The sequence below is a fragment of the Streptomyces sp. CA-249302 genome (genome assembly GCF_050936785.1).
Classification (GTDB): Bacteria; Actinomycetota; Actinomycetes; order Streptomycetales; family Streptomycetaceae; genus Streptomyces.
In genome coordinates, this window is the sequence record NZ_JBNJMG010000001.1 from 10,606,989 (window position 1) to 10,633,228 (window position 26,240).

The following is a 26,240-nucleotide window of genomic DNA, read 5'->3' on the forward strand; positions in this document are numbered from 1 at the left end:
CCCGCCTGCGCTGCCGGGGCCCGGTCCCGTGAAGGAGTCCTTGTCCATGACCGCGAACGCCTCTTCCGCGGGGCGGGCCCACGCACGGGCCGTGCTCCGCCCGCCCGACCTCCGCCGCGTCACCTGTATTTCGGCGGCCGCCTCCCTCGGCGGTTTCCTGTTCGGCTACGACAGCGCCGTCATCAACGGCGCCGTCACCGGGATCCAGCACCGGTTCGACGTCACCTCCAGCCAGACCGGCACCATCGTCGCCTCCGCGCTGCTCGGTTCCGCCTTCGGAGCGGCCGTCGCCGGACGCCTCGCCGACCGCATCGGCCGCCGGCGCGTGATGCACCTCGCCGCGGTCCTCTTCGCGATCAGCGCGCTCGGCTCGTCCATGCCCTTCTCCGTCTGGGACCTGGGCGCCTGGCGCGTCGTCGGCGGTATGGCGATCGGCCTCGCCTCGCTGATCGGACCCACCTACATCGCCGAGGTCGCGCCGCCCGACCACCGAGGACGGCTGGCCTCCTTCCAGCAGGCGGCCATCGTGCTCGGCATCACCGCCTCCCAGCTCGTCAACTGGGGCCTCGCCCAAGGCGCCGGCGGCAGAAGCCAGAACTCCCTGGGCGCGCTGCACGCCTGGCAGTGGATGCTGATGGCCGCGGTCGTCCCGGCGCTCGCCTATCTGCTGCTGACCCTGCGCATCCCGGAGTCGCCGCACTTCCTCGTCGCCAGGGGCCGCGAGATCGAGGCCCTCGCCGTGCTGCGCGACCTCCAGGGCACCTACAAGGGCGCCGAGGACCGGATCACCGAGATCCGGCACGCTCTCAAGACCGATCACAAGCCGCGGGTACGGGATCTGCTCGACGGCCGCTTCGGGCTGCTGCCGATCGTGTGGGTCGGCATCGGACTGGCCGTCTTCCAGCAACTCGTCGGCATCAACGTCATCTTCTACTACTCGTCGCTGCTGTGGCAGTCGGTGGGCATCGACCAGGCCGACTCCCTGCTGATCAGCCTCTCCACCTCGATCGTGAACATCGTCGGCACCGTGGTGGCGATGCTCCTGATCGACCGGGTCGGCCGCAAGCCGCTCGCGCTGACCGGTTCGGCCGGCATGGCCGTGTCGCTGGCCTGCGCGTCCTGGGCCTTCTCCTACAAGACGGGCAGCGGCGGCAACCTGTCCATCCCGGACGCCCAGGGCACGGTGGCGCTGGTCGCCGCCCACGCCTTCGTGTTCTTCTTCGCCGTCTCCTGGGGCGTGGTGCTGTGGGTGATGGTCGGCGAGATGTTCCCGCTGCGGATCCGCGCCGCCGCGATGTCGGTGGCGACCGCCGCGAACTGGATCGCCAACTGGGCCGTCACTGAGAGCTTCCCCCGCATGTCCGACTGGAACCTGTCCTCCACCTACGCCCTCTACGCGGGCTTCGCCGTCCTCTCCTTCGTCTTCGTCGCGGTCCGGGTGCGCGAGACCAACGGCAGGAAACTGGAGGAGATGGGATGACAGCGCCACGTACGGCCTCCTGTCGAGGCGCCGACATCGAGACCTTCTTCCCCGCTCCGGGCGACCTCGCCACCATCCGGCGGGCGCTGACCATCTGCGGTCGATGCCCGGTCAGGACCCCGTGCCGCCGCTACGCCCTCGACCACCGGGAGCGCCACGGGATCTGGGGTGGCCTGACCGAGGAGACCCGCGAGACGCTCCTCCGTATCGGGCCACCGCCGGCCCTACGGGGAACGACGGCCTCCGGATCCGGACCTGCGCGCTGCGCCGCAGACACTGCTTAAGTCGTTCTACCGATGGTGCGATCGTCCCCAGGGTGTAAAGGGCCGCGGCTAGGATGCGGTGCGACGTGACTCCCCGCACGGAGGAAGCCGCACATGCTCAGCCCAGCAGCCGGGGCCCTCCCGAGGCCGAACCGGGCCCCCGCGCGATGATCGGCCGGGACGAGGAACTGCAGACCCTGCGCCGACTGCTGGCGGACGCGGCGGACGGACGCGGCGGTGCGCTGTTGATCCACGGCACCGCCGGCGTCGGCAAGTCGGCTCTGCTCCGCGAGGCCGGCGCCGCGGGCACCGAGAGCGGCTTCAATGTGTTGGGCGCAGCCGGCGTGGAGACCGAGCTGTGGCTGCCGTTCGCGGCACTGCAACTGCTGCTGCAACCGGCAGCCGACGGCATCGGGAAACTGCCGTCCGCACACCGGACCACGCTCGTCGACGCCTTCAGCGCCACCCAGACCGAGCCCCATATCTTCCGGGTCGCGCTCGCCGTGCTCGAACTCCTCGCCGACGAGGCCGACCGGCAACCGCTCCTGCTGCTCGTCGACGACCTGCAGTGGATCGATTCGCCGAGCCGGGACGTCCTCAGGTTCGTCGCCCGGCGTACCCGCGATCTCCCCGTACTGATCGTGGCGGCGTCCCGGGTGCACTTTCCCGACGCCTACGCCCCCAGCACACAGCCGGACCTCCATCTGCGACCGCTCGGCCGGTCCGCCGCCGCCGAACTGCTCGACGCGGGTGCACCGGACCTGTCGGCGCCGCTGCGGGCCCTCGTCCTGGAGCGCGCCGCGGGCAACCCGCTGGCCCTGGTCGAACTGCCCAAGACGGTGCAGGACATCCCGCCGCAGCTGGACGATCTGCCGTTGACCCAGCGGTTGGAGGACGCGTTCGCCGCGCGCACGGACTCGGTGAGCCCGGAGTGCCGAACACTCCTGCTGGGCCTGGCCGCGGAGCCCACCGCACCGCTCAACCGGCTGCTGGAGGTGGCGAGCAGTCTGACGGGCACGACGGTTTCCGTGGACGCGGTGCAGGAGGCGGTCGACGCGGGCCTCGTCGGTCTGGTCGGCCGTGCCCTCGAGTTCCGGCATCCGCTGATGCGCTCGGCGATCTACACCCGCGCCACGGTCGCCGACCGGCTGGCCACCCACCGCGCCATCGCCGCGGCCATGGCCGACACCCCCGAGCGCCGGCTCCTCCACCTGGCCGCCGCGACGCTCGGCCCCGACGAGCATCTCGCCGCCCGGCTGGAACGTTTCGCCGACACGGCGCTGGCCCGGGGCAAGGTGGCCTCCGCGGTGCCGGCCCTGCGCCAGGCGGCGGACCTCGTCCAGGACCCGCGCCGCAGGACCGAGATCCTGGTCCGGGCGGTCGAGTCGGCCAGCGAGATCAACGACCGGGTCCACACCCAACTGCTGCTGGACCGGGCCGACATGAGCGAACTCGGCCCGCTGGAGCGGGCCCGCCTCATGGTCGTGTCCGACAAGGCGGCGTTCGAACCCGACGAGCCGCACCGCCGGATCGAGGACATGGTGACCACGGCGGCCGGCGCGTTCGACGCAGGCGGCGTGCAGGTCGCCGAGAACCTGCTGTGGCGGGCCGCCGCCCGATGCTTCTTCCAGGACGGCGACACCCGGGTGCGCGCGCTGGCCGCGGCCGAGCTGGACCGACGGAACCCCGATCCGGACGCTCCCGTCGTCCTGACCGTACGGGCGTACACCGAACCCTTCCGGTACGGCGCCGAGGTGATCGCACGGCTCGGCAGCCTCCGGCCGGACCGCCTGGACGGCCGGACCATGCATTTCCTGGGCAGCGGCGCGATGGTCCTGGGCGATGTCACCCGCGCCGCCCGCTACCTGTCACTGGCGGGGGCGGCGTGGCGGTCGCAGGGCAGGCTCGGACTGCTCGCCCGGTCACTCGCGGGCAGTTGGCCGCGGGTGTACCTCGGTCAGCTCGACCGAGCCCGCGAGGAGTCCGGCGAGGGACTCGCCCTGGCCGAGGAGACCGGGGAATGGATCGTCTGGCTGGGGGTGAAGGCGACAGGGAGCCTGGTCGCGGCGCTGCGCGGGGAGACCGAGGCCGCGGCACGGATGCTCGGTGAACTGCGCGCCCACCGGTTGTTCCCCGGGATGCCGTTCGCCGCCGTCATGGCCCAGCAGGTCGAGGGCCTGCTGGCGCTCTTCGACGGCCGCCCGACCGAGGCCTACGACCTTCTCACGCGCGCGTTCGATCCCGCCGACCCGCACTACCACTCGGTCAGCCGCTGGCTGCTCGCACCCGACCTGGCCGACGCCGCGGTGGCCGCGGGCACGGTGCGGCAGGCCCGGGAACTACTCGACGGACTCCCCGAGCTGGCCGCCCGACTGCCCTCGGAAATGATGGTGGTGGCCCGCCTCTACACCGAGGCGGTGCTGGCGCCGGACGACACGGCTGAGGAGCACTACGCCGCGGCACTGGCCGGGTTGCCGGCCGGCTGGGCCCTGGCGCGGGCCCGGCTGCACCTCCACCACGGCCGCCGGCTGCGGCGGCAACGGCACTACGTCGACGCCCGGAATCCGCTGCGCAACGCCCGCGACGAGTTCGAGCGGGCCGGCGCTCGGCCCTGGGCCGAGATGGCTCGCGAACAGCTGCGCGCCGCCGGCGAGTCGAGCGGCCGACGGCATGCGAACACCAGTGAGGGACTGTCGGCTCAGGAGATGCAGATCGCGGTGCTCGCGTCGCAGGGGCTGAGCAACCGGGAGATCGGCCAGCGCCTGTTCATCTCGCACCGCACCGTCGGAGCCCACCTGTACCGCATCTATCCCCGCCTGGGGATCACCAGCCGGGGCAAGCTCGCCGCCGCGCTCGCCGCACTCCAGGACGGCCGCCCGGTGAGTGACTGAGCAGGCGCCGACGCCTGTTGACGACACGGAGGCACCCGCCTGCCCGACTCCTGGCTGCCCGGGCGCGCGGAAAGGCGCCGTGATCAGCAGACGGATTACGATACTCGGCGAAGATTCCTGACAAGGGAGCTGCCATGGCGAGGCGCGGTTCACGGGCCGGGCTTCTCGGCAGGGAGAGCGAGTGCAAGGCCCTCGACGATCTCCTGGCAGGTGCCAGAGCCGGACGCAGCGGTGTCCTGGTCCTGCGCGGTGAGCCCGGAATCGGCAAGACCGAACTGCTGGGACACCTCCTCGGTCGCGCCACCGGATGCCGCACCATCAGGGCGGCCGGCGTCCAGTCCGAGATGGAACTCTCCTACGCCGGCCTGCACCAGCTCTGCGCCCCTCTGCTCTCCGGTCTCGACCAGCTGCCCGAGCCGCAGCGCGACGCGCTCGGCACTGCCTTCGGCCTGCGCGCCGGAGCCGCACCCGACCGGTTCCTGGTGGGGCTGGCCACGCTGAGTCTCATCGCGGACGCAGGAGGCGACCAGCCTCTGGTCTGCCTCGTCGACGACGCGCAGTGGCTGGACAAGGCGTCTGCGCTGACCTTGGAGTTCGTGGCCCGCCGACTGCTTGCGGAATCGGTTGTGCTCGTCCTCGCCGTCCGTGAACCCAGCGTCGGCCATACGCTCGGCAGCCTTCCCGAACTGTCCGTCACAGGACTGACCGAGCGGGACTCCCGGACACTGCTCGACTCGGTCGTCACCGGTCCGCTCGACGAACGGGTGCGCGAGCGCATAGTCGCCGAGTCACGCGGCAACCCGCTGGCCCTGCTCGAGCTGCCGCGCGGCCTGACCGCGGCGGAGACGGTCGGCGGGTTCGAGCGTCCGGACGCATGGCCCTTGTCGAGCCGGATCGAGGAGGGGTTCCTCCGTCGTGTCCAGGCGCTTCCCTCCCAGACGCGACGCCTGCTGTGCATCGCCGCCGCCGAACCCCTGGGCGACGTGACCCTGCTGAGGCGCGCGGCCGGGCGCCTCGGGATCGACGCCGACGCCGCCGTGGCGTACGAGGGCGCGGCTGACCTGATCACCCTCGGCACCCGGGTGCGGTTCCGGCACCCGCTGGTGCGCTCGGCGGCCTATCGTGCGGCAGGCCCGAGCGAACGCCGAGAGGTGCACAAGGCGCTGGCCGAGGCCACCGATGCCCGGCTCGACCCCGACCGTCGGGCCTGGCACCTGGCCGACGCCACCTCGGAGCCCGACGAGACCGTGGCCGCCGAACTGGAGCGCTCCGCGGGCCGGGCCCAGGCACGTGGTGGCATCGCCGCGGCCGCCGCGTTCCTCCAGCGTGCGACCGTGCTGACCGAGGACCCCGCGCGACGCGCGCAGCGGGCGGTGGATGCCGCGCAGGCGAAGCTTCACGCGGGGGCCTTCGAGTCGGCGGCCACCCTCCTGGCCACCGCTGAGGCGGGCCCCCTGGACGAATTGGGCAGAGCGCGGATCGAGGTGCTGCACGCCGGGATGGCGTTCGCCGAGAACCGCGGCGGCGAGGCTCCGCAGCTGCTGCTCGCCGCCGCCCGCCGCTTCGGACGGCTCGATGTCGCGCTCGCCCGTGAGATTCACCTGGACGCCATCGCGGCGGCGATATTCGCCGGTCGCCTGGCACTCGGCCCGGGACTGCGAGAGGTGGGCGAGGCGGCCCGTGAGGCGCCGCCGGCACGGCAGCCACAGCTGTCCGACACAGTGCTGGATGCCCTCGCCGTACGACTCACCGACGGCTACGCGGCCGCCGTGCCGGCGATGGAGCGGGTGCTCGAAGCGCTCTGCGACGAGCGGCTCCCCGTATCGGAACAGCTGCGCCGACTCTGGCTGGCGTCGGTCATCGCCTCCGATCTGTGGGACGACGAGCACTGGCACTTGGCCGCGACACGTCATGTGACGATCACCCGCCAGGCCGGAGCGCTCAGCGCCCTTCCCGACGCGCTTGACTCCCGGGTGTTCGTCCACCTCATCGCGGGGGAGCTGACGGCGGCCGAGTCGCTTGTCGAGGAGACGGCAGCGGTGTGCGCGGCCACCGGAAACACCAACCCGGGACGTGTCGGCCCGCTGGGCCTGGCCGTCTGGCGCGGTCGCGAGGGCGAGGCCCGGACGTTGATCGACGCGAACCTGGGCGAGGCGGTGCCACGTGGTCAAGGGGCCACCGTCACCGTCACACGCTGGTACGAGGCGGTGCTCTGCAACGGTCTCGGCCAGTACGCGCAGGCGCTGACAGCGGCACGGGAAGCGGCCGTCGAGCCGCGGGAGTTCTCGTCGCCTCGGTGGGCCCTGGTCGAGCTGATCGAGGCCGCCGTACGGAACGGCTCACCCGAGCCGGGCGCCGAGGCGCTGGAGCGGCTCTCGGAGGCGACGCGGGCCAGCGGCACCGACTGGGCGCTCGGCGTGGAAGCGCGCTCGCGGGCGCTGCTCAGCGAGGGCGACACCGCGGAGCGGCTCCACCGTGAGGCGATCGAGCGGCTCGAACGGACCCGGGTCCGCATGGATCTCGCCCGTGCGCATCTGCTGTACGGAGAGTGGCTGCGCCGCGAGAACCGCAGCGGTGACGCTCGTGCCCAACTGGACGTCGCACACGAGATGTTCAGCCGGTTCGGGGCGCAGGCCTTCGCCGAACGCGCGCGAGGCGAGTTGCAGGCCACGGGAGCCAAGGTCCGCAACCACACGGTCGCGACGCCCACGGCGCTGACCCCGCAGGAGGCGCAGATCGCCCGGCTCGCCGGGAAAGGGCTCACGAACCCCGAGATCGGCGCCCAGCTGTTCATCAGCCGGCACACGGTCGAGTGGCACCTGCGCAAGGTGTTCTCGAAGCTCAGCATCTCCTCCCGGCGGGAGATCCGGGCCGTCCAGTTCGAGGACGAGCCGACGTCGGCCTGATCGACGGCTGTCACAGAAGCGTCGGGTATCCGGTCATCCCTTCCGAAGGGCTGTGCGTTCCGCGTGGACGCACCGCACCCCACGAAGGGACACGGAGGCAACAGTGTTCGAGCACCGGACAGAGGCCGAGATGAGGCTGTACTCCGAGAAGATCGCCAAAGAACTCGCCTTGAAGAGACGGCGGAAGGAGGCCGACGGCACGGACGACTCCACCGGCAACGACGCCGCCGCCGCGACGGACCCGGACCCGGCCCCGGACCGAGCAGGCTGACCACCGGCCCCGCGTCACCGCCAGCCGAACCGCCGGTCCACCACGGCCGCGAACTCCTCCAGCGTCAGCACGGAGTCCCCGTTCTGGTCGGCGGCGTCGAACAGGGCGGAGGAGTCGTCGGCGTCTCCGAGGGCCCAGAACGGCAGGTCCCCCGCCGCGGCGAGCGTCGGGCCCTTCGTCCGCAGGGCGATGATCACTTCGTCGCGGGTCAGGGTGCCGTTGTGGTCGAGGTCGAGCGCCTCGAACAGCTTGCGTGCCTTGTCACTCATCGTGTCCCCCTAGTCATCATGAACAAGAACGACTCTTCCGTCACTCCGGTTCCCTACAGGGCCCGGGCGACCAGGAGCGCGACGTCGTCGTGGTCGTCGGGGTGGCGCAGCCCGTAGAGCAGGAGGTCGCAGGTCTCCTCGAGCGGGCGGTGGGGTTCGTCGAGGAAGCTGAGCAGGAGGTTCAGGCGGTCGTCGATGGGGTGGTGGCGGGTCTCGACGAGGCCGTCGGTGTACAGGACCAGCAGGTCACCGGGGGCGAGCCGGGCCGTCGTTGTCTCGAAGGCGATGCCGCCGACGCCCAGCGGCGCGCCGGTCGGCAGGTCGAGCAGCTCGGGGGCGTGGTCCGGGCCCGCCAGCGCGGGCGGCATGTGTCCGGCATTGGCGATGGTGCACAGGCCCGTACGCGGGTCGTACACCGCGTACAGGCAGGTCACGATGTAGTGCTCCAGATCGCAGGTGATCTTGTCGAGGTGCTGGAGCACGGCTTCCGGCGCGAGGTCGAGGTCCGCGTAGGCGCAGGTGGCGGTGCGCAGCCGGCCCATGGTGGCGGCCGCGTCGATGCCGTTGCCCATCACGTCGCCGACGACCAGGGCGGTCTTCTCGTCGGTCAGCGGGATCACGTCGTACCAGTCGCCGCCGACCTCGCTGGTGGCCTGCGCGGGCTGGTAGCGGGAGGCGAGTTCGAGGCCCGCGTGCTCGGGCGGGTGGTCGGGGAGCAGGCTGCGCTGGAGGGTGAGCGCGGTGTTGCGCACGCTCTGGAACCAGCGGGCGTTGTCGATGGCCACCGCCGCACGGCCGGCCAGCTCGGCGGCGAGCACCACGTCGTCCTCGTCGAACGGCAGCGGATTGCGGGTGCGCTTCAGATCGAGCGCGCCGAGCACCTCGCCGTGCGCGATCAGCGGCACCGCGAGATACGAGTGCACCCCCGCCCGTGCCAGCAGCGAGCCGGCCTCCGCGTCCCGGGCGATCCGCGGCAGATCCTCGTCGCCGACATGCCGTACCAGCACCGGCCTGCCGGTGTGGACGCACAGCGTGACCAGGCGGTCCCCGTCGTAGGCCGCGAGCCCGCCGGGCGGGTCGGCGGCGCGCAGCGCCACGGTCGGGTGGGCCGCCTTGAGGGCGAGGGCGCGGAAGAGCTCGGGGCCGTCGTCCGGTCTGCGGGAGCGACGGCAGGCCAGGGCGGAGTCGAGTACGTCCACGGCTACCACGTCGGCGAGCGCGGGGACGGCGATCTCGGCCAGCTCACGGGCGGTCTCCTCGACCTCCAGCGTGGTGCCGACCCGCACGGACGCGTCGGCGATGAGCGCGAGCCGGCGCCGGGCCCGGTCCGCCTCCGAAGCCGCGCGATGCCGCTCGGTGACGTCCACGACCGAGGCGGCCGCGCCCAGGACCCGACCGCCGGGATCCTCCAGACGGTAGAAGGACAGCGACCAGGCGTGTTCGTGCTCGGGGTCGGTCGGCGGGCGGCCCACGTGGTACTGGTCGAGCAGCGGCGTGCCGGTGGTGAGCACCTGCCGTAGCGCGGACTCGATGGTGTCGACGTCGGGCAGGGGCAGGGTCTCGCGGAGGCCGCGGCCCACATGGTCCTCGGCGGGGATGCCGTCGATGCGCTCCAGCGCCGGGTTCACGAGGAGGTAGTGCAGGTCGGGATCGAGGAGCGCCAGGCCGATCGGGGACTGGTTGATCAGCCGCTCGCACAACGCCAGATCGGTCTCCACGCGCTGGAGGAGGGTGTGGTCGGCCGCGATGCCCAGGGCGTAGACGCCCCCGACGTCGTCCTGGAGCCGCATGTTGCGGAACTCCATGACCCGGCTGCTGCCGTCCTTGTGCCGGATCGGGAAGGCGCCCGCCCAGCTCCGCCCCGTCTCCAGCACCTCCGAGAACAGCCTGACCACCGCCTGGAGGTGCTCGGGGTGGATGAACAGCCGGGCCGCGTACTTGCCGAGCGCCTCCTGCGCCGTATACCCGAACAGCTCCTCGGCCTGCGGGGTCCAGAACACGATGCGCCCCTCGGCGTCCACGACCACGGCGGCGACGCTCAGCACGTCCAGCAGGCCGGTCGGTGGGGGTGGCTCGGCGGGGCCGGGCGCACCGGCTTCGGGCTGGAAGGATTCGGCTGTCATCCCGGAACCACCTCCACCTGCCACCGGAGCCGACGACCAATTCCGTGCGTCGCCGTACACCCGGGTTCCGACCAGCGGTCCTTCCATGCTCCCTCCGTCACGGCGGCGGCGGAAGCGCAACGGGCCCCACCAGGGCCGTGCACATCGGCCGCACAAGCAGGAACATGGTCCTGTACAGAACGGCACCCGGATGGCACCCATGGATCCTGCGCCAGAATCGTCCGACGGGCCGCGGCCCGCCGCACCGCGCGACCTGCTCGACGCGTCCAGCGACGCGGCGGCGGTCGTGTCCGCGCAGGGTGTCGTGCTCGCCTGGACCCGCGCCGCCGAGGCCCTGCTGGGCCACTCGGCGTCCGAGGTGGTCGGCGGCCCGGCCGCCCGACTGGTGGCGATGCCCGGGGATCCGGCCCGGGTGGCCGGTGTGGCGGACCGCTGCCGCGCCGGGATGGGCTGGAGCGGCGTGATCTCCGTACGGCACCGGGACGGCCGGCCCGTCGACGTCGGCCTGCGGGTCTCCGCGTCCTTCCGGATGGGCGCGGACGAGTGCTTCCTGATCTCGGCGCGGGAGCAGCGCCGGGAGTGGACCGTCGGCCAGTCCGTCCTCGACGGCTTCCTCACCCGCTCCCCGGTCGGCATGGCGGTGATGGACCGCGAGCTGCGCTACGTCTGGCTGAACGACACCCTCGAACAGTTCGGCGGGGTGCCCCGGGAGCAGCGGCTGGGGCGCCGGCTGAGCGAACTGCTGCCGGGCTTGCAGGCGGTCACCATCGAGGGACTCATGCGCAAGGTCCTGGAGACCCGGCTCCCGGTCACCGACTACGAGTACCTGGGCTGGAGCTGGGCCGACCCGCACCGCCAGCACGCCTACTCCACGTCCTTCTTCCCGCTGGTGGACGCCGACGACTCCGCCACCGGGGTCTGCTACATGGTCCAGGACGTCACCGAGCGGTGGAACGCCCGCCGCCTGATCACGCTGGTCAACGAGGCGGGGGCCTGCGTCGGCACCACCCTGGACGTGCTGCGCACGGCCCAGGAACTCGCCGACTTCGCCGTGCCGCGCTTCGCGGACTTCGTCGTCGTGGACCTTCTGGAACCCGTCCTGAGCACCGAAGGACACGGCGCCTGGCTCACGGACGCCGGGCCCGCGTCCGTCGGTCCGGTGATGCGCCGCGCCGGCATGAGCTCGGTGCGCGAAGGCTGCCCGGAGGCCGTGGCACGCGTCGGGGACCGAGCCGGCTTCCTGCCTCCCTCGCACGACGTGAACCTGCTCATCGACGGCGAGCCGATCCTCATCCCCGTCCTCGACCCCACCGACGAGCGCTGGGTCGCCGAACAGCCCGAACGGGCCGAGCGGATCCGGGAGTTCGGCATGCACTCCCTGATCTCCGTCCCCATGCGGGCCCGCAACACGGTCCTGGGTCTGACCACGTTCGTACGGTCCCTCAACCCCGTCTCCTTCCAGCCCGACGACGTCCTCCTCGCCCGCGAGCTGGTCGCGCGGGCGGCGCTCTGCGTCGACAACGCCCGCCGCTACACCCGTGAGCACACCGCCGCGATCACCCTCCAGCGCAGCCTGCTGCCGCAGGCCCTGACCGGCGGGACCGCGCTGGAAGTGGCCTCCGCCTACCTGCCGGCCGACCCGACGGACGGGGTGGGCGGCGACTGGTTCGACGTCATCCCGCTCTCCGGGGCGCGCGTCGGGCTCGTCGTCGGCGACGTGGTCGGCCACGGCATCACCGCCGCGGCGGCCATGGGCCGGCTGCGCACCGCGGTGCAGACCCTCGCCGACATGGAGCTGCCGCCGGACGAGCTCCTCGCCCACCTCGACGACCTCGTGCTGCGGCTGAGCGCCGAGAAGTCCGACGACGATGACACCCAGCGGGGCGACTCCGCCTTCCTCGGCGCGACCTGCCTCTACGCCGTCTACGACCCCGTCACCGGCCGCTGCACGATGGCCCGGGCCGGACACCCGCCGCCCGTCCTCATCGCCCCCGACGGCCAGGTGTCCTTCCCCGAACCCCCGGCCGGCCCGCCGCTCGGGCTGGGCGCGATGGCCTTCGAGGCCCGCGAGATCGAACTCGCCGAGAACAGCGTGCTCGGCCTCTACACCGACGGTCTCATCGAGGGCGCCGACGGCGACATGGAACGGGGCATGAACCGGCTCGGCGAGATCCTGGCCCGCTCCGACACCGACCTCTCCGCCCTGTGCACCTCGGCCGTACGGCAGCTGGTCCCCGTACCGCAGCCCGACGACATCGCCCTCCTGCTGGCCCGCACCCACACCCTCGGCGCCGACCAGGTCGTCTCCTGGGACGTCCCCGTGGACCCGTCCGCCGTCGCCGACCTCCGCGCCCGCGCCACCCGCCAGGTGGAGGCCTGGGGCCTCGCCGACCTGGCCATGACGACGGAACTGGTGGTGAGCGAACTGGTCACCAACGCCATCCGCTACGCCGAACCACCCATCCGACTACGACTGCTCCGCGACGCCAGCCTGACCTGCGAGGTCGCCGACGCCAGCAGCACGGCGCCGCGCCTGAGGCACGCCCGCAGCATGGACGAGGGAGGCCGCGGACTCTTCCTGGTGGCCCAGCTGACGGACCGCTGGGGGGCGAGGTACACGGCGGACGGGAAGATCATCTGGGCGGAGCAGGAGATACCGTGACCATCGTCCGGCAGGTGGCCTTGGGCCACAACGCGGGTCTGCCGGGCTGCACGACCCGGCAGACGGGTGCTTGCGTCAGGTGCCGCAAGAGACACGCGCTAGAGGTCGGCCCCGGCTCGGGGGCGGACGGTCATCCGCAGGTTGCGCGGCCGTACGGTGAGCCGGGCGACCTGGCGGATGACCTGGCCCTCGGGGAGTTCCAGCCGTACCGAACGCAGCATCGTCGCGAGCGCCGTGACCATCTCGGTGAGGGAGAAACGGTCCCCCATGCACTTGTGCTTGCCGTCCCCGAAGGGCACGAACGCGCCCGGCGGAGGCTCCTGAGCGGCGTCGGTCCACCGGTCCGGGTCGAAGGTGAGCGGGTCGGGGAAGCGCTCGGGGTCGCGGTGCAGGGCGTGTTGGCAGTACGCCAGCTCGGTGCCGGCGGGCAGCGTCCACTCGCCGAGCCGGGTCTCCTCTGTGGTGCGGCGGGTGACCAGCCAGCCGGGGTGGTGCAGCCGCAGGGTCTCGGTGATCACCCGGTTCAGGTACGGCAGCCGCATCACGTCGTCGAAGGTGACCGGCCGTTCGCCGAGGACCTCGTCCAGCTCGGCGAGGACCCGGGCCTCGATGTCGGGGTTGCGGGCGAGTTCGTACAGGGTCCAGGACAGCAGGGACGCGGTCGTCTCGGTGCCCGCCACGGCCAGGAGGAAGATCTCGGAGCAGATCTGATACCCGGTCAGCGGCTCGCCGGTCTCCTCGTCGATGGCGCGCAGCAGCATGGAGAGCATGTCTCCGGTGTCGTGCCCGGACGCATGCAGTTCGTCGACGGCGGTGCTGATGGTGGCGCGCACCCTGGCCCGGGCCTGGTCGAAGCGGCGGTTGAAGGGCAGCGGAAGGCGCTCGGCCCAGTCGGGCAGCATCATGTGCAGACCGACGCCGCTCATCACCACGCCCACGTCGTTGCGCAGCTGGCGGAAGACGGCGTCGTCGAGGCTGCCGGCGAGCACCGTCTTGGCCAGCATGTCGAGGCTGAGCCCGACCATCGCGTCGTGTACGTCGAGGGGCCGCCCGCGCTCCCAGGCGGCGACGGTGGAGGTCACCTCGGCGCGCATGAGGTCGACGTAGCGGCTGATCTCGGTGTGGGCGAACGCGGGTTGCAGCTGGCGGCGTCTGCGTACGTGGTCGCGGCCGGTGGCGGTGACGACGCTGTCGCCCAGCAGCTGGCCCAGCTTCTCGTAGAGCCGGCCCTTGTCGAGGCTGGATCCCAGGGACTTGAGCATCTGGTTGATGAGGGCCGGGTCCTGGACCACGATCGTGCGCGTCCCGGGTTGCAGGACGATCTCGACGAGTGGTTCCCGTGTGTCGCGCAGCGAGTCGATGAAGCCGAGGTTGTCGCGCATCTTCAGCGCGTGGCCGATGAGCGGAAACGATCCTGCGGCTCGGGGTATGGGGGGAGGCGCAGTGGACGTCACGGGTCATCCCTTCACGGCAGTCATGGGCGCCCCTATGACTGCCCTGGACCTTCCCCAGTGCAATCCTGTCATGAACGTGTCCTGCGCCACGTGGGACAGACCGGTTGGCCACCTGCGGCGCCGGGTATCAGTGCGGCCACCCCGGCGAACTGCTCCGGTTCCACACTCCTCACCGGCCCGCCGGACAGTGTCCTCGGTGTGGGGCGGGATCAACGGGATCCTGTTCCGGGTTCGCACCGGCACACCATGGCGCGACCTGCCCGAGCGTTTCGGTAGCTGGAAGACGGAGAAGAGGACGACGCCCCGAAACCATCGCCCCGACGAGGGACTTGGACGGTTCCGGGGCGGACCGATCATCCCCGAGCCGACGGACAGAACCTAGCCCCGGCGCCCCGCCGGATCGTGCACGGCGTCCCGGTCGTCCGCCGGGGACCCGATGCCCTCGGTACCCGCCGGTTCCTCCGCCCGGTCGGCATGGCCCGGCCACCAGGCAGCGTGGCCGATCAGCGCCGTGAGGCTCGGCGTGAAGAACATCGCCATCACGAAGGCCGCGACGGCGATACCGAAGGAGACCGCGAAACCCATCTCCGTGAGGAGGGAGTTGCCCGCCAGCATCATCGTGGCGAAGGTCGCCGCCAGGATGAAGCCCGCCGCGGCCACGGTCGGCCCCGCGTGCCGCAGCGCCATGCCGGCCGCCTCGCGGGGCTCACGGCCCTCGCGGGCCTCCTCGCGGAGCCGGGCGATCATGAGGATGTTGTAGTCCGTGCCGATGGCGACCACGAAGAGATACATGATCACCGGGAGCATGAACATCAGACCCGGTTTGCCCTGTGCCTCCTGGAAGATCCACACCGTGGCGCCGAGGGTCGCGCCGAAGCCCAGACCCACCGAGGCGATCAGGTACCAGGGTGCGACCACGCTGCGCAGCAGCAGACCCAGGATCAGCATGATCAGCGCGGCGGCGACGGGGAACACCGTCCGGTAGTCGTGGTTGACCGCGGCGTCGATGTCCTTGTAGATCGACGACATGCCGCCGACCAGGGCTTCGGTGCCGTCGGGGGCGTCGGCGTGCGCCACGTCGCGCACCCTGCCGACCGCGTCGATCGCCTTGTCCGTCGACGCCTCGTACTTGAGCGTGACGGTGAAGTCCGCGGTGGTGCCCGCCTTGTTCACCTGGGCCATCCGGGCGCTCGCCACCCCGTCCACGGCTCCGAGCTTCTGCGCGTACGCGTCGAAGCCGGCCTGGTCCAGCGGCTTGCCGTCGGTGCTGGACAGGTAGACGTCGGTGGGGGCGGCGGCGCCCGCCGAGTACGCCTTCTGCATCTCGTCCTGGACGACCATGGACTCCTTGGTCCTGGGCATGGAGCCCGAGGCCAGGTCGAACGTGGCGTGGTAGCCGAGGATCCCGAGCGACAGCGCGACCAGGACCAGGCCGGACAGCGCGGCGGTGAGCGCCGGGCGGCGCTGCACCCCTCGGCCCAGGGCGGCGAACCGGGCGTTCTCCGGCTCCGTCCGCCAGGACTTGGAGGGCCAGAAGACCTTCGGGCCGATGAGCGAGACGACCGCCGGGATCAGGGTCAGGCCCGCGATGAGGGTGACGGTGACCGCGATGGCCAGCGCCGGGCCCATCTGTTTGAGGAAGCCGAGCGTGGACAACGCCAGCGCGAGGAAGGCGATGATGACCGCTCCGGCGGCGGAGGCGATGGCCTCGCCGACCCGGCCGACCGCGTTGACCATGGCCTGCTTGGGTTCGTCGCCGGCCCGCAGACGTTCTCGGTAACGGAACATCAGGAACAGGAAGTAGTCCGTCCCCACGCCGAACAGCACGACGATCAGGATCGACGAGATCGAGCTGTTGGCCTGCAGGCCGAAGAGCTTGGTGGCGTACGCGATGAGCCCGTTGGCGATGGCCGCGACGATACCGATCAGGAACAGGGGCAGTACGGCCAGAATTGGCGCCCGGAAGATGATCAGCAGGGTCACCAGGATGATCACGAATGTGCCGATGCCGATCAGCGCCTGACCGCGCTTGGACGAATCCTGTTGGTCCAGCGCCTGGGCGGCCGAGCCGCCGAGCTTGACCCGGAGGTCCGTGCCCTTGGCGAGCTGCTTGACGTCGTCGCGCAGGATCTTGGCCGCGTCGGCCTGTTTGGGCTGGCCGGCGTTCTTGCTGTCCATCTGCACCAGGGTCATGGTGTACCTGCCGTCCTGGGACGGCCGGCCGGGGACGACCTTCTGCACCTGGTCGATGTGCTTGTCGGCGAGCTCGGAGGTGATTCGGGCGACGTCCTGCTTGTCGGCGGCGGTCAACTTGCCGCCGTCGGTGCGCTGGTAGAGGGCGATGGCGGACGGGGTGAAGGCGCTGGGGAACGCCTTCTCCTGGAGATCCGCGGCTTTGATGGACTCGTAACTCTTGGGGAGGAAGCTGCTCTCGTCACTGTTGGAGGGCAGGCTCGGAGCCGTGGCGACGATCGCCACCGCGGCGATCAGCCAGGCCACGATCGTCCAGACGGGATGTCGGACGACCGTGTTGCCAATACGTCGGAACATGCGGGGTGTCCTCCTGGGTAGGAAGATCACCGCAGCCCGGGGAGCGGTTCCCTGGCACCGGCGACCTCGACCGGCATCCACCGTCGGGCCGGTCGAATGGTTGTCTTCGGCTCCCATCGTAGTGATCAGAGGGGGTGGGGCCGCCGGGTTTTTCGTTGCGGGTTCAGCGGGCCATGAGCAGATCGAGTTGGGTGCGGGCGAAGTCGTAGGTGGTCGGATCCGTGTGGCCCCGGAACACGGTTTCGACGATCATGATGACGGCCAGATGCAGCGAGTACAGGTGACGGCGCTTGCGCTGCGAGGGGGTCAGCCCGCCCAGGCCGTATCCGCCCATGAAGTCGGCGGGGTCGCCGAACGCGGGGAGGTCGATGCCGGTGAAACCCGCCTCCATCAGCGGGTCGCCCCACATCGCGCGTTCGTGGTCGAGGATCGAGACGATCCGGCCGTTCCTGATCATCGAGTTCTTCGTCCACAGGTCGACCTCGATGAACCGTGGCTCGCCCACCTCGTCCAGAGCACTCGCGTTCTCCGCCAGGACCGCGCGGATCTCGTCGTAGTCCCGGCCGATGTCGACGCCCGCCCGCCGCCCGTCGGCGAGGGTGTCCTCGAACAGCCGGGTGAACGCCTCGCGCCAGGTCGCCGAGCCCGTGCCCACCAGCGGTCCGAAGTGCGGGCCGGTGATCGAGTTGAGCTCCCGGTTGAGCGCGCCCAGCTGCCGCCCGCCCGCGGTGACCACGTCGGCCGGCAGCCGCCCTTCCTCGACGGCGATGCCGAAGTTGTCCGCGTCCACGTACTCCATGAAGAAGTAGTCGGCCGCGACCAGTTCCCCGGACAGATCGGCGTGGTCGACCCGCGGCACCGGGACCGTCGTGCGCTCGCTCACCAGCGCCATCGCGGCCAGCTCCGTGCGCATCATTCCCCGCTCGCGGGTCAGCACCGCGACATCCGCAGGGGGAGCGATCTTCAGTACCACCTGCCGCCCGTCGCGCAGCCGGATCCGGTAGGCGACGTTGAACCAGCCGTGGGTGATCTCCTCGGCGAAGCCGTCGACCTGGGGCACCTGCCCGCTGCCGTAGGCGCGCTCGACCATCGCGCGTAGCGTGCGCGCCGACTGCCGGTTCTTCGTGATGCTCTCCGTCACGGCTTCCACGCAAGGCTCCTTCGATCACGGCATCCCGGCAACGAGACCGCCCCCGACCTGCCCTTTTCCGGCGCTGCACAGCCTAGTGCGAAGCCGCGCGGTCGTAGTAGGGCACCGTTTGCGCCGCCGACGTGCGCGCGGGCCTGGCAGGACCGCGCGCACAGGACGCACCGCGCAGCAGGGACCACCCGACACCGTGGCCTTCAACGGCGCGGTAGGCGGAAACCCCGCAGGGGACAGGACGTCAGGGATAGTTGCTCAGGTTGGCCACGTTCGTACCGGAGTTGGACGGGCCTCCCGTGTTGTTGACGACATGGCTGATCGTGCCGGTGCCGCCGAGGGAGACCGTCACCATGCTGGTGAAGCGGACGCCCGGGGTGTTCGGCGCCTCGATGGCCCGCGCGGCGACGACGCCGGGGTTGACGTTGAAGTAGCAGTAGCTGCCGAGGCCGTACGCCTGGTGGCTGGTGACCGAGTCGGCGACCTTGTAGGCCGCGTAGCCCTGTGTGGAGCCGTTCATCCAGGCGCCCTGGTTCGGCGGGTCGTACGGCATCTCGTTCTGGAAGAAGTACGTGCGGCCGCCGTTGCCGTTCCAGACGGTCTGGTACTTCTGGAAGTGCTCCACGAACAGGCCGTACATGGTGACGTTGTCGCCGTTGACGATCAGGCCGGTGTCCGCGGTGTTGCTGGTCCAGCCGACGCCGCTGCCGTGGTCCGCGCGCCAGATCCACATGTGGTCGCCGATGACGTTGTCGCTGTTGACGACCAGACTCGTGGTCGCCTTGCCGACGCCCGCGCCGCCGACGCGGAAGTAGACGTCGTGCAGGGAGGTCGGGTCGGCCGCGTGGGAGGCGGTGGAGCCGGCCGGCCCGACCTCCAGCAGGGAGGGCGAGTTGGTCGTGCCCGCGTCGAACAGCAGGCCCGCTATCTTCACGCCGTCGACGTCGGCGACCTTCATCGCGGTGACGCCGTTGTCGGGGACGAAGGTGGCCAGGCCGAGGCCGAGGACGACCGTGTCCGCACGGTTGATCTGGAGGGTCTGGTCGAGGTGGTAGACACCCGGAGTGACCAGCAGGTTCTTGCCCGCGGCGAGCGCGGAGTTGATCTGCGTCGCGGTGGCGCCCGGCTTCACGACGTAGAAGCTGTCCAGGGAGAGCGAGCTGCCCGAGGCGCCGCCCGCCCAGCTGGTGCCGGAGGAGTTGGAGCGCACGGACGGCACGAACACCTGGTAGGCGCCCGCTCCGTCGACGTACAGGAACGGCTTCTCCCGACTGACCGGACTCTGCGCGACCGTCGTGTACGGCGGGTTGGGGAAACTGGTCGCGGGGACGCCCGTGCTGCCGGTGAAGACCATGTTCCAGTTGGACCCGGTCCAACTGCCCAGCTGTGAGTTGCGGGTCAGCCACTGCTGCTGGCTGCCCGAGTTGACCTGCCCGTCGATCCTGCTGTCGGCGAGGAGACCGCCGCTGGACCAACCGCCGTCGTCCAGCGCTAGGTTGCCGCGCAGATGCATACGGCGGTACGGCGCCGCCTGCGAGACCGCCCAACGGTCGCTGCCGGAAGCCGGGTTGACGGAGAGATTCTCCGCGCCGCGCCAGAAGTTCTGCGTGGCGTTGCCCTGGAACCAGTCCGCCTCGGCGTGCACGGCGCCGTTGATCGTCACCGCGTCCGGCGACAGACCGAGGCCCGACACCTGTGTGTAGAAGCCGACGTTGACGTCCGCGCTGTAGGCGCCCGGCTTGAACAGCACGGCGTAGCGCTGGGAGCCGAACTGGTTGGTCTCCTGCTGCCGGAAGACGGAGTCGAGCCTGCTCTGGATCGTCGAGGAGGACATCGAGGGATCGAAGACGACGACGTTCGAGCCGAGGTCGGGATCGGTGGCCGACTGGCTCACGGGCACCACCTGGAAGCGCTGCGCGGCGGTCCCGTTGCAGGTGTACTGCACGAACTGCACGCTGTCGGCGGTCGAAGCGCCGGGATCGTCCAGGCACTTGCCGCTGTTGCGGTTGACGAAGTGGTAGGCACCGCCTCCGTCGTCCACCGGCAGCCACTGCTGGTTGGCGCCGCCGCCGTAACTCCACAGGTGCACCTGGGCGTTGTCGGCGGTGGAGACGTCGGCGACGTCCACGACCTGGTTCGTGTCGCCTGCGTTGTTGATCCGGACGTACCCGTCGCTGGTGGCGGTGAAGCTCCAGCGCTGGGCGGTCGTGCCGTTGCAGGAGTACTGCTGCACGACGGTGCCGTTGGCCGTCGCGGCCGACTTGGCGTCGAGGCAGCGGCCGCTTGCCGCGTTCATGACGGTGGCGAAGCCGCTCGGCAGGGCGGTGGTCGCGGCCTGCGCCGGGGAGCCGGTGAGCAGGCCGGTGGAAAGGGTGAGGGCAGTGACCGCGAGGACGGCGGATGCGGAGCGAGGCCCGGGTCTGGCCATGGGTTGAGTGGCCTTTCGTGGGGTGGCGTTGCCCGGTGAAGCTAAAGGTACGGACCACTTACGTCAAGGTGTGAAGTAAGAGTTGAGGGAAGGGTCCCGGAAAAAACTTCCGACAGGGATGTCGAGAACCCGTGCCCGGCTCCGTTCCCGGGGTGAACGCGACCACAATGGGTCGCACCAGCACCGAGGAGTATCACCATGGCCAAGTACCTGCTGCTGAAGCACTACCGCGGCGCCCCGGCTGCCTTCAACGACGTGCCGATGGACCAGTGGACGCCCGAGGAGATCTCGGCGCACGTGCAGTACATGAACGACTTCGCGGCCCGGCTCGAGAAGACCGGCGAGTTCGTCGACAGCCAGGCGCTGTCCCCCGAGGGGACCTTCGTCCGCTTTGACGGCGAGGGGCGCCCGCCGGTCACCGACGGCCCGTTCGCCGAGACCAAGGACGTCATCGCCGGCTGGATGGTGATCGACGTGGACAGCTACGAGCGCGCCGTCGAGCTGGCCGGGGAACTGTCGGCCGCCCCCGGCGCAGGCGGGAAGCCGATCCACGAGTGGCTGGAGCTGCGCCCGTTCCTGGGCGCGCACTCCACCACCACGGAGTGCACCTTCAAGTGACCCGGATCGACGAGGCCCTGCTCAGAAGCCTCACCCCGGGCGTCCTCGGAATCCTCGTCCGCCGCGGAGCAGACTTCGCGGCGGCCGAGGACGCCGTACAGGACGCACTCGTCGAGGCGATCCGCGTCTGGCCGGACGACCCGCCGCGGGACGCGAAGGGCTGGCTCGTCACCGCGGCCTGGCGCAAGTTCCTCGACGCGACCCGCGCGGACACGGCTCGCCGCCGCCGTGAGGACGTCGTCGAGGAACAGCCGCCGCCCGGCCCCACCCCCGCCGTCGACGACACGCTCCGGCTCTACTTCCTCTGCGCCCACCCGTCCCTGACGCCGTCGTCCGCCGTGGCCCTCACCCTGCGCGCGGTCGGCGGCCTGACCACCCGCCAGATCGCCCAGGCCTACCTGGTGCCGGAAGCGACGATGGCGCAGCGCATCAGCCGCGCCAAACGCACGGTCTCCGGCGTCCGCTTCGACCAGCCCGGCGATGTCGCCACCGTCCTGCGCGTCCTCTACCTGGTCTTCAACGAGGGCTACTCCGGCGACGTGGACCTCGCCGCCGAGGCGATCCGCCTCACCCGACAGCTCGCCACCACCATCGACCACCCCGAAGTCGCGGGCCTGCTCGCCCTCATGCTCCTCCACCACGCCCGCCGCGCCTCCCGTACGGCACCCGACGGCGGCCTGGTGCCGCTGGCGGAACAGGACCGCGCCCGCTGGGACACGACCGCGATCGCCGAAGGCGTGGCGATCCTCCAGAAGGCCCTCGCCCGCGACCGGTTGGGCGAGTTCCAGGCCCAGGCCGCCATCGCCGCCCTGCACGCGGACGCGCCCACCGCAGAGGAGACCGACTGGGTGCAGATCGTCGAGTGGTACGACGAACTCGCCCGCCTGACCGACAGCCCCGTCGTCCGCCTCAACCGGGCCGTCGCCGTGGGCGAGGCCGACGGACCGCGCGCGGGCCTCGCCGCCCTCGCCGCGATCGACGACTCCGTACCCCGCCGCACCGCGGTCGCGGCCTACCTGCACGAACGCGACGGCGACCTGACCACCGCGGCACGCCTGTACGCCGAGGCCGCCCACCAGGCCCCCAACTTCGCCGAACGCGACCACCTGACCCGCCAGGCCGCCCGGCTCAACACCCGCCGCAGGCACTGACGGGCCGTCTCGCGAGGACAGCCGTGGGTCGGTGGTCGGTGTCAGTGGCCGTCGACGAAGGTGACCGTCTCGTCGCGTGGTGCCCGGCCGGTCCGTGGGTGATCCACCGTGTCGTCCTCGAAGCCGATCGACATACCGCAGAAGAGGATGAGGTCGTCCGGGGGTGACAGGACCTCCGCGACGGTCCTGTGGAACTTCGCCCAAGCCATCTGCGGGCAGCTGTGCAGCCCTTCGGCTCGCAGCAGCAGCATGACGGTCTGCAGGTACATACCGACGTCGGACCACTGGGGCCGGCCCAGGTCGCGGTCGATGTAGCAGAACAGGGCGGCGGGCGCGCCGAAGCAGTCCCAGTTCGCGGACGCGGCGCGCTGGCGGGCCTCCAGATCCTCACGCGGGATGCCGAGTGCGCCGTAACGCTGCTCGCCGAAAGCCGATCGGCGCGCGTGGTACGGGTGTTTGAGTGAGGTCGGGTACTGCTCGTACTCGGGCTCGTCCCAGGTCTCGCCCGCGGCCAGGCGTTCGCCCGCGCGCTTCTTGAGTTCTGCCAGCGGTCCGCCGGCCACCACGTACGCGTGCCAGGGCTGGATGTTCGAGCCGGACGGCGTCCAGGCCGCGTAGGACATCACGCGCTCCAGCATCTCCCTCGGGACCTGCCGGTCGGTGAATCCGCGTACGGCCCGTCGGCTCGTGACCGCTTCATAGACGTCCAAGATCGCCTGACTCCCGTCTGTTCCACGTGACGTATGTTCGTTTCACTCGCGATAGTATCAATCAATACCATCTCGTGTTTGACTATCGCTGAACGCGAATCCACCGCCCCTTTGGAGAAAGCCCATGGCCACGCTGCTGCACATCGACTCGTCCGTACTGCCCGGCGAGGCGTCCGCATCCCGGTCGGTCGCGACCGCCTTCCGCAAGGCCTGGGAGGAGCAGCATCCGGAGGGCGTGGTCATCTACCGCGATCTCGCCGCCGACCCCGTTCCGCACATCACCGCCGACGCCTGGTCCGCCGGTTCCGTCGCCCCGGCCGAGCGCACACCGGAGCAGTCCGCCGCGTTCGAGGCGCGCGAGAAGCTCATCGAGGAACTGGAGCAGGCGGACGCCGTGCTGATCGGCGCCCCCATGCACAACTTCTCGATCCCGTCGACGCTCAAGGCGTGGCTGGACAACGTGCTTCTGCTGGGTCGTACCGCGGGTGAGAGCCCTTCGGCCCAGGGCACCCCGGTCACGGTCGTCGCCAGTCGCGGCGGCTCCTACGCGCCGGGCACCCCGCGCGAGGGCTTCGAGTTCGTACAGAACTACCTGGAGGCGGTACTCGGGCGCACGCTCGGCCTGGACCTCGACTTCATCGTCCCGGAACTCACCCTGGCCCCCGCAACCCGGCCATGTGCGAACTGGTGCCCCTCTACGAGGCCTCCCGCAAGCGCGCCTTCGAGGATGCGGCGATCAAGGCCAAGGCGCTCGCGGAACGCCTCGCCTCCTGACTCCCGGGCTGCGGACGCCGTGTGACGCCGCCCCCGGGCATCACACGGCGTCCTCGCTCACCCCTCGTCGCCCGCGGGGTGGGCGAGCCGGGTCAGCAGATCCGTCAGTTGCTCCGCTTCGCCGGGCCCCAGTTCGGCGACCAGGCGCTCGGACAGCGGCTCCGCCGCCACATGGGCCGCGTCGAAGAGCGCGACGCCCGCAGGGGTGATCTCCACCGCCCGCGCCCGCCGGTCCCCGGGAACGCTCCTGCGTACGGCCAGCCCCTTGCACTCCAGGTCGTCCACGACCCGCATGATGCCCGCCTTGTCCGACCCCGTCGCCGCGACCAGATCTTTCTGCACCGTGGGCCCGCGGTCGACCAGCGTGATCAGCACGGCGAAGTGCCGCAACTCGATACCGAGGGGCCGAAGCGCCCCCTCCATCACCGCGGCCGCGCGCCAGTGCGCCCGCCGCAGCAGGAGGCCGAGCGCGAACGGCGACGCGTCGCCGGGCCGGTCGGTCACTCGGGAGGGCGCGGTGCGAGGGGCGTCGGCGGTCATGGAGCCACGGTACAGCTCTTCATTCGTTCGATACCGTCTCATGTGAAACCAAGTCGAGGGGACCGCCGTCACCGCGCATCCGCCTGCGCCAGCGCCGCCCGGTCCCGCGCCGCCCGCACGGCCGCCGACAGCGACGCCACGTCGTACGCGCCGAAGTGCCGGCGGCCGTTGACGAAGAACGTCGGTGTGCCCGAAACACTGCTCAGGTCCGCCGACTCGACGTCCTCCGCCACCCGCTGCGCCCCGGCGCGCGCCCGCAGATCCCGGCGGAAGCCGTCGAGGTCGAGGCCGACCTGCTCGGCGTAGCGCAGGAGGTCCTTGAGCCGCAGGTCTCCCTGGTGGCTGATCAGGACGTCGTGCATCTGCCAGTAGCGGCCCTGCGACGCCGCCACCTCCGCGGCCTCGGCGGCGAGCTGGGCGTTGGGATGCACGTCCGGCAGGGGCAGATGGCGCCACACGTAGCGCAGGTCGTCACCGAAGTCGGCGAGCAGCTCACGGACGACCGGCTCCGCCAGGCCGCAGTACGGGCATTCGTAGTCCCCGTACTCGACCAGGGTCACCGGCGCGGCGAGCGGACCGCGCACATGGTCACGCTCGACGTCGACGGGCTCGCTGAGGTCGACGATGGTGTGCCCCTCGCCGAGCAGCGCTCGGGTGCGTGCCTGCGCCGGCAGCCGGCCGATGATCAGCGTCACCACCCAGGTGATCGCGAAGGAGGCCAGCACCGCCGCCAGAATCCCGATCTTCGCCTGCTCCAGCCGCGGCCCCTCGAAGGCGAGCGTGGCGATCAGCAGCGACACCGTGAAGCCGACCCCGGCCAGGCTCCCACCCGCCGTGACGGCACCCCAGCCGATCGGCGGCCGCAGCCGGCCCCGGCTGAAGCGGATCGCCGCCCAGGTGGAGCCCACGATGCCCACCGGTTTGCCGACGACGTACCCGAACAGGATGCCCAGCGTGATCGGCGAGGTGAAGGCCGCCGCCAGCCCGTCGGCATCGATGGTGAGCCCCGCGTTGGCCAGCGCGAACAGCGGCACGATGACATAGCTCGTCCACGGGTGGATCATCCGCTGGAGCCGCTCGTTGGGCGAGAGCGCGGAGGCCAGGCCGCGGCGCAGGTCACGTTCGAGTTCCGGCGTCGGCTGCTCCCGGAAGCCCCGGAACAGCCGGCTGACCCGCTCCAGGGCATGCCGCTCCGCCGGATGCGCGTACGTGAGCAGACCCATGGCCAGCCCACTCACCACGGGATCCACCCCGACCGCAGCAGCGCACCCCACAACGCGACGCCGATCACCGCGTGCACACCCGAGATCGGCACCCCGGCCGCGCGCAGCACCAGGAGTACGGCGAAGATGCCGAACGCCGCGAGCAGCGCGGGCAGATAGACCGCACCGCTGTAGGCGAAAGCGATGACGGCCAGCGCCAGCAGGTCGTCGGTGACCGCCACCGTGAGCAGGAAGACCCGCAGCCCGCCCGGCAGCCGCGCCCCGAACACGGCGAGCATGCCGAGCGCGAAGGCCGTGTCGGTCGACATGGCCGCGCCCCAGCCGTGCAGCGAGTCGTGCCCCGCGTTGATCCCCAGGTAGATCGCCACCGGAACGACCATCCCGCTGACCCCGGCGACCACCGAGAGCGCGAGCCGACGCCGCTCGCGCAGCTCACCCATGTCGAACTCGCGCCGCGCCTCCAGCCCGACGATGAAGAAGAACAGCGCCATCAGCCCGCTGTTGACCCACTCCCGCAGCTCCAGCGACACACCCACCGAGCCCACGCGGAACGACATCACCGTCCGCCACCACGACTCGTACGTCCCGGGCGACACATTGGCCCAGACGAGCGCGACCACCACGGCACCCAGCAGGACCGCGGCGCTGCCCGTCTCGGTCCGCAGAAACGCCCGCAACGGACTGTGCGCCTGCCTGCCGCAGTCCGTCTGCCCCGTCATGGCCCCGTTGGCGGCGGACTCTGCCATCCTCGGCGACTCGTCGTGCACCCGCGTCCCCATCAGTCGA

Annotated in this window: 16 protein-coding genes and 3 pseudogenes; 10 read left to right on the plus strand and 9 right to left on the minus strand. The window is 71.1% G+C overall.

The features are described 5' to 3' along the window. Window positions 1–46: 46 nt before the first annotated feature. From ACQEWB_RS48005 to ACQEWB_RS48025, 5 genes are all read left to right on the plus strand, one after another. Window positions 47–1,480, plus strand: coding sequence for a sugar porter family MFS transporter (locus ACQEWB_RS48005; protein WP_432842986.1), 1,434 nt, complete (start codon window positions 47–49; stop codon window positions 1,478–1,480). Next, a complete protein-coding gene (locus tag ACQEWB_RS48010; protein ID WP_432842988.1) occupies window positions 1,477–1,764 on the plus strand; it encodes a WhiB family transcriptional regulator in 288 nt (95 codons plus the stop codon). Before ACQEWB_RS48005 ends, ACQEWB_RS48010 begins: the two co-directional genes overlap by 4 nt. Before the next feature lie 65 nt (window positions 1,765–1,829). Then, a complete protein-coding gene (locus ACQEWB_RS48015; RefSeq protein ID WP_432842989.1) occupies window positions 1,830–4,634 on the plus strand; it encodes an ATP-binding protein in 2,805 nt (934 codons plus the stop codon). Between the two features lie 134 nt (window positions 4,635–4,768). Further along, a complete protein-coding gene (locus tag ACQEWB_RS48020) occupies window positions 4,769–7,540 on the plus strand; it encodes a helix-turn-helix transcriptional regulator (protein WP_432842990.1) in 2,772 nt (923 codons plus the stop codon). A gap of 130 nt (window positions 7,541–7,670) precedes the next feature. Continuing rightward, a complete protein-coding gene (locus ACQEWB_RS48025; RefSeq protein WP_432842991.1) occupies window positions 7,671–7,811 on the plus strand; it encodes a hypothetical protein in 141 nt (46 codons plus the stop codon). A 14-nt stretch (window positions 7,812–7,825) separates the two neighbouring features. Here ACQEWB_RS48025 and ACQEWB_RS48030 read toward each other — a convergent pair whose 3' ends face one another. Together ACQEWB_RS48030 and ACQEWB_RS48035 are read right to left on the minus strand one after the other, a co-directional pair. Continuing rightward, window positions 7,826–8,080, minus strand: coding sequence for an EF-hand domain-containing protein (locus ACQEWB_RS48030; protein WP_432842993.1), 255 nt, complete (start codon window positions 8,078–8,080; stop codon window positions 7,826–7,828). 53 nt (window positions 8,081–8,133) lie between these two features. Then, a complete protein-coding gene (locus ACQEWB_RS48035) occupies window positions 8,134–10,203 on the minus strand; it encodes a SpoIIE family protein phosphatase (protein WP_432842995.1) in 2,070 nt (689 codons plus the stop codon). A gap of 190 nt (window positions 10,204–10,393) precedes the next feature. Between ACQEWB_RS48035 and ACQEWB_RS48040 the strand changes: the two genes are divergently transcribed. Further along, entirely contained in the window at window positions 10,394–12,865 is a 2,472-nt protein-coding gene (locus ACQEWB_RS48040) for a SpoIIE family protein phosphatase (RefSeq protein WP_432842997.1), read from the plus strand. 98 nt (window positions 12,866–12,963) lie between these two features. Here the strand turns inward: ACQEWB_RS48040 and ACQEWB_RS48045 are convergent, their stop codons facing one another. Beyond that, on the minus strand, window positions 12,964–14,319 hold the full coding sequence (locus ACQEWB_RS48045; protein WP_432842999.1) for a cytochrome P450: 1,356 nt from the start codon (window positions 14,317–14,319) through the stop codon (window positions 12,964–12,966). Between the two features lie 76 nt (window positions 14,320–14,395). Here ACQEWB_RS48045 and ACQEWB_RS48050 point away from each other — a divergent pair. After that, window positions 14,396–14,668, plus strand: a pseudogene (locus ACQEWB_RS48050) (transposase); the annotation flags it as partial. Window positions 14,669–14,697: 29 nt separating this feature from the next. Here ACQEWB_RS48050 and ACQEWB_RS48055 read toward each other — a convergent pair. The 3 genes from ACQEWB_RS48055 to ACQEWB_RS48065 form a co-directional block, all read right to left on the minus strand. Next, window positions 14,698–16,869, minus strand: coding sequence for an MMPL family transporter (locus ACQEWB_RS48055; RefSeq protein ID WP_432843001.1), 2,172 nt, complete (start codon window positions 16,867–16,869; stop codon window positions 14,698–14,700). Window positions 16,870–17,032: 163 nt separating this feature from the next. Beyond that, window positions 17,033–18,019, minus strand: a complete 987-nt coding sequence (locus tag ACQEWB_RS48060; protein WP_432843003.1) for a phosphotransferase family protein — start codon at window positions 18,017–18,019, stop codon at window positions 17,033–17,035. Between the two features lie 235 nt (window positions 18,020–18,254). Next, the gene (locus ACQEWB_RS48065; protein WP_432843005.1) at window positions 18,255–20,438 is read right to left on the minus strand and encodes an RICIN domain-containing protein; all 2,184 of its coding nucleotides are present in this window, start codon (window positions 20,436–20,438) and stop codon (window positions 18,255–18,257) included. Window positions 20,439–20,636: 198 nt separating this feature from the next. On the opposite strand from ACQEWB_RS48065, the gene ACQEWB_RS48070 reads away from it, so the two are divergent. Next, entirely contained in the window at window positions 20,637–21,056 is a 420-nt protein-coding gene (locus tag ACQEWB_RS48070) for a YciI family protein (RefSeq protein WP_432843007.1), read from the plus strand. Between the two features lie 5 nt (window positions 21,057–21,061). Continuing rightward, window positions 21,062–22,207: an RNA polymerase sigma factor gene (locus ACQEWB_RS48075; RefSeq protein ID WP_432844385.1), complete on the plus strand. Its 1,146-nt coding sequence runs from the start codon at window positions 21,062–21,064 to the stop codon at window positions 22,205–22,207. A gap of 41 nt (window positions 22,208–22,248) precedes the next feature. On the opposite strand, the gene ACQEWB_RS48080 is transcribed toward ACQEWB_RS48075, so the two are convergent. Then, window positions 22,249–22,917 carry a nitroreductase gene (locus tag ACQEWB_RS48080; protein WP_432843009.1) on the minus strand — a complete coding sequence of 223 codons (669 nt, stop codon included), beginning with the start codon at window positions 22,915–22,917 and terminating at the stop codon, window positions 22,249–22,251. A gap of 124 nt (window positions 22,918–23,041) precedes the next feature. Here ACQEWB_RS48080 and ACQEWB_RS48085 point away from each other — a divergent pair. Further along, a pseudogene (locus ACQEWB_RS48085) lies at window positions 23,042–23,691 on the plus strand (FMN-dependent NADH-azoreductase). A gap of 57 nt (window positions 23,692–23,748) precedes the next feature. Here the strand turns inward: ACQEWB_RS48085 and ACQEWB_RS48090 are convergent. Together ACQEWB_RS48090 and nhaA are read right to left on the minus strand one after the other, a co-directional pair. Next, window positions 23,749–24,231, minus strand: a complete 483-nt coding sequence (locus ACQEWB_RS48090; protein ID WP_432843011.1) for a MarR family winged helix-turn-helix transcriptional regulator — start codon at window positions 24,229–24,231, stop codon at window positions 23,749–23,751. Window positions 24,232–24,299: 68 nt separating this feature from the next. Next, window positions 24,300–26,200 (minus strand): annotated as a pseudogene (gene nhaA / locus ACQEWB_RS48095) (Na+/H+ antiporter NhaA). Between the last annotated feature and the right edge of the window lie 40 nt (window positions 26,201–26,240).

What these genes read in the sequence shown, in the direction of transcription:
- ACQEWB_RS48010 (WP_432842988.1), top strand. Translation starts at nt 1,477, where the DNA reads ATGACAGCGCCACGTACGGCCTCCTGTCGAGGCGCCGACATCGAGACC.
- ACQEWB_RS48065 (WP_432843005.1), bottom strand. Translation starts at nt 20,438, where the DNA reads ATGGCCAGACCCGGGCCTCGCTCCGCATCCGCCGTCCTCGCGGTCACT.
- ACQEWB_RS48020 (WP_432842990.1), top strand. Translation starts at nt 4,769, where the DNA reads ATGGCGAGGCGCGGTTCACGGGCCGGGCTTCTCGGCAGGGAGAGCGAG.
- ACQEWB_RS48030 (WP_432842993.1), bottom strand. Translation starts at nt 8,080, where the DNA reads ATGAGTGACAAGGCACGCAAGCTGTTCGAGGCGCTCGACCTCGACCAC.
- ACQEWB_RS48055 (WP_432843001.1), bottom strand. Translation starts at nt 16,869, where the DNA reads ATGTTCCGACGTATTGGCAACACGGTCGTCCGACATCCCGTCTGGACG.
- ACQEWB_RS48090 (WP_432843011.1), bottom strand. Translation starts at nt 24,231, where the DNA reads ATGACCGCCGACGCCCCTCGCACCGCGCCCTCCCGAGTGACCGACCGG.
- ACQEWB_RS48070 (WP_432843007.1), top strand. Translation starts at nt 20,637, where the DNA reads ATGGCCAAGTACCTGCTGCTGAAGCACTACCGCGGCGCCCCGGCTGCC.
- ACQEWB_RS48035 (WP_432842995.1), bottom strand. Translation starts at nt 10,203, where the DNA reads ATGACAGCCGAATCCTTCCAGCCCGAAGCCGGTGCGCCCGGCCCCGCC.
- ACQEWB_RS48005 (WP_432842986.1), top strand. Translation starts at nt 47, where the DNA reads ATGACCGCGAACGCCTCTTCCGCGGGGCGGGCCCACGCACGGGCCGTG.
- ACQEWB_RS48025 (WP_432842991.1), top strand. Translation starts at nt 7,671, where the DNA reads ATGAGGCTGTACTCCGAGAAGATCGCCAAAGAACTCGCCTTGAAGAGA.
- ACQEWB_RS48040 (WP_432842997.1), top strand. Translation starts at nt 10,394, where the DNA reads ATGGCACCCATGGATCCTGCGCCAGAATCGTCCGACGGGCCGCGGCCC.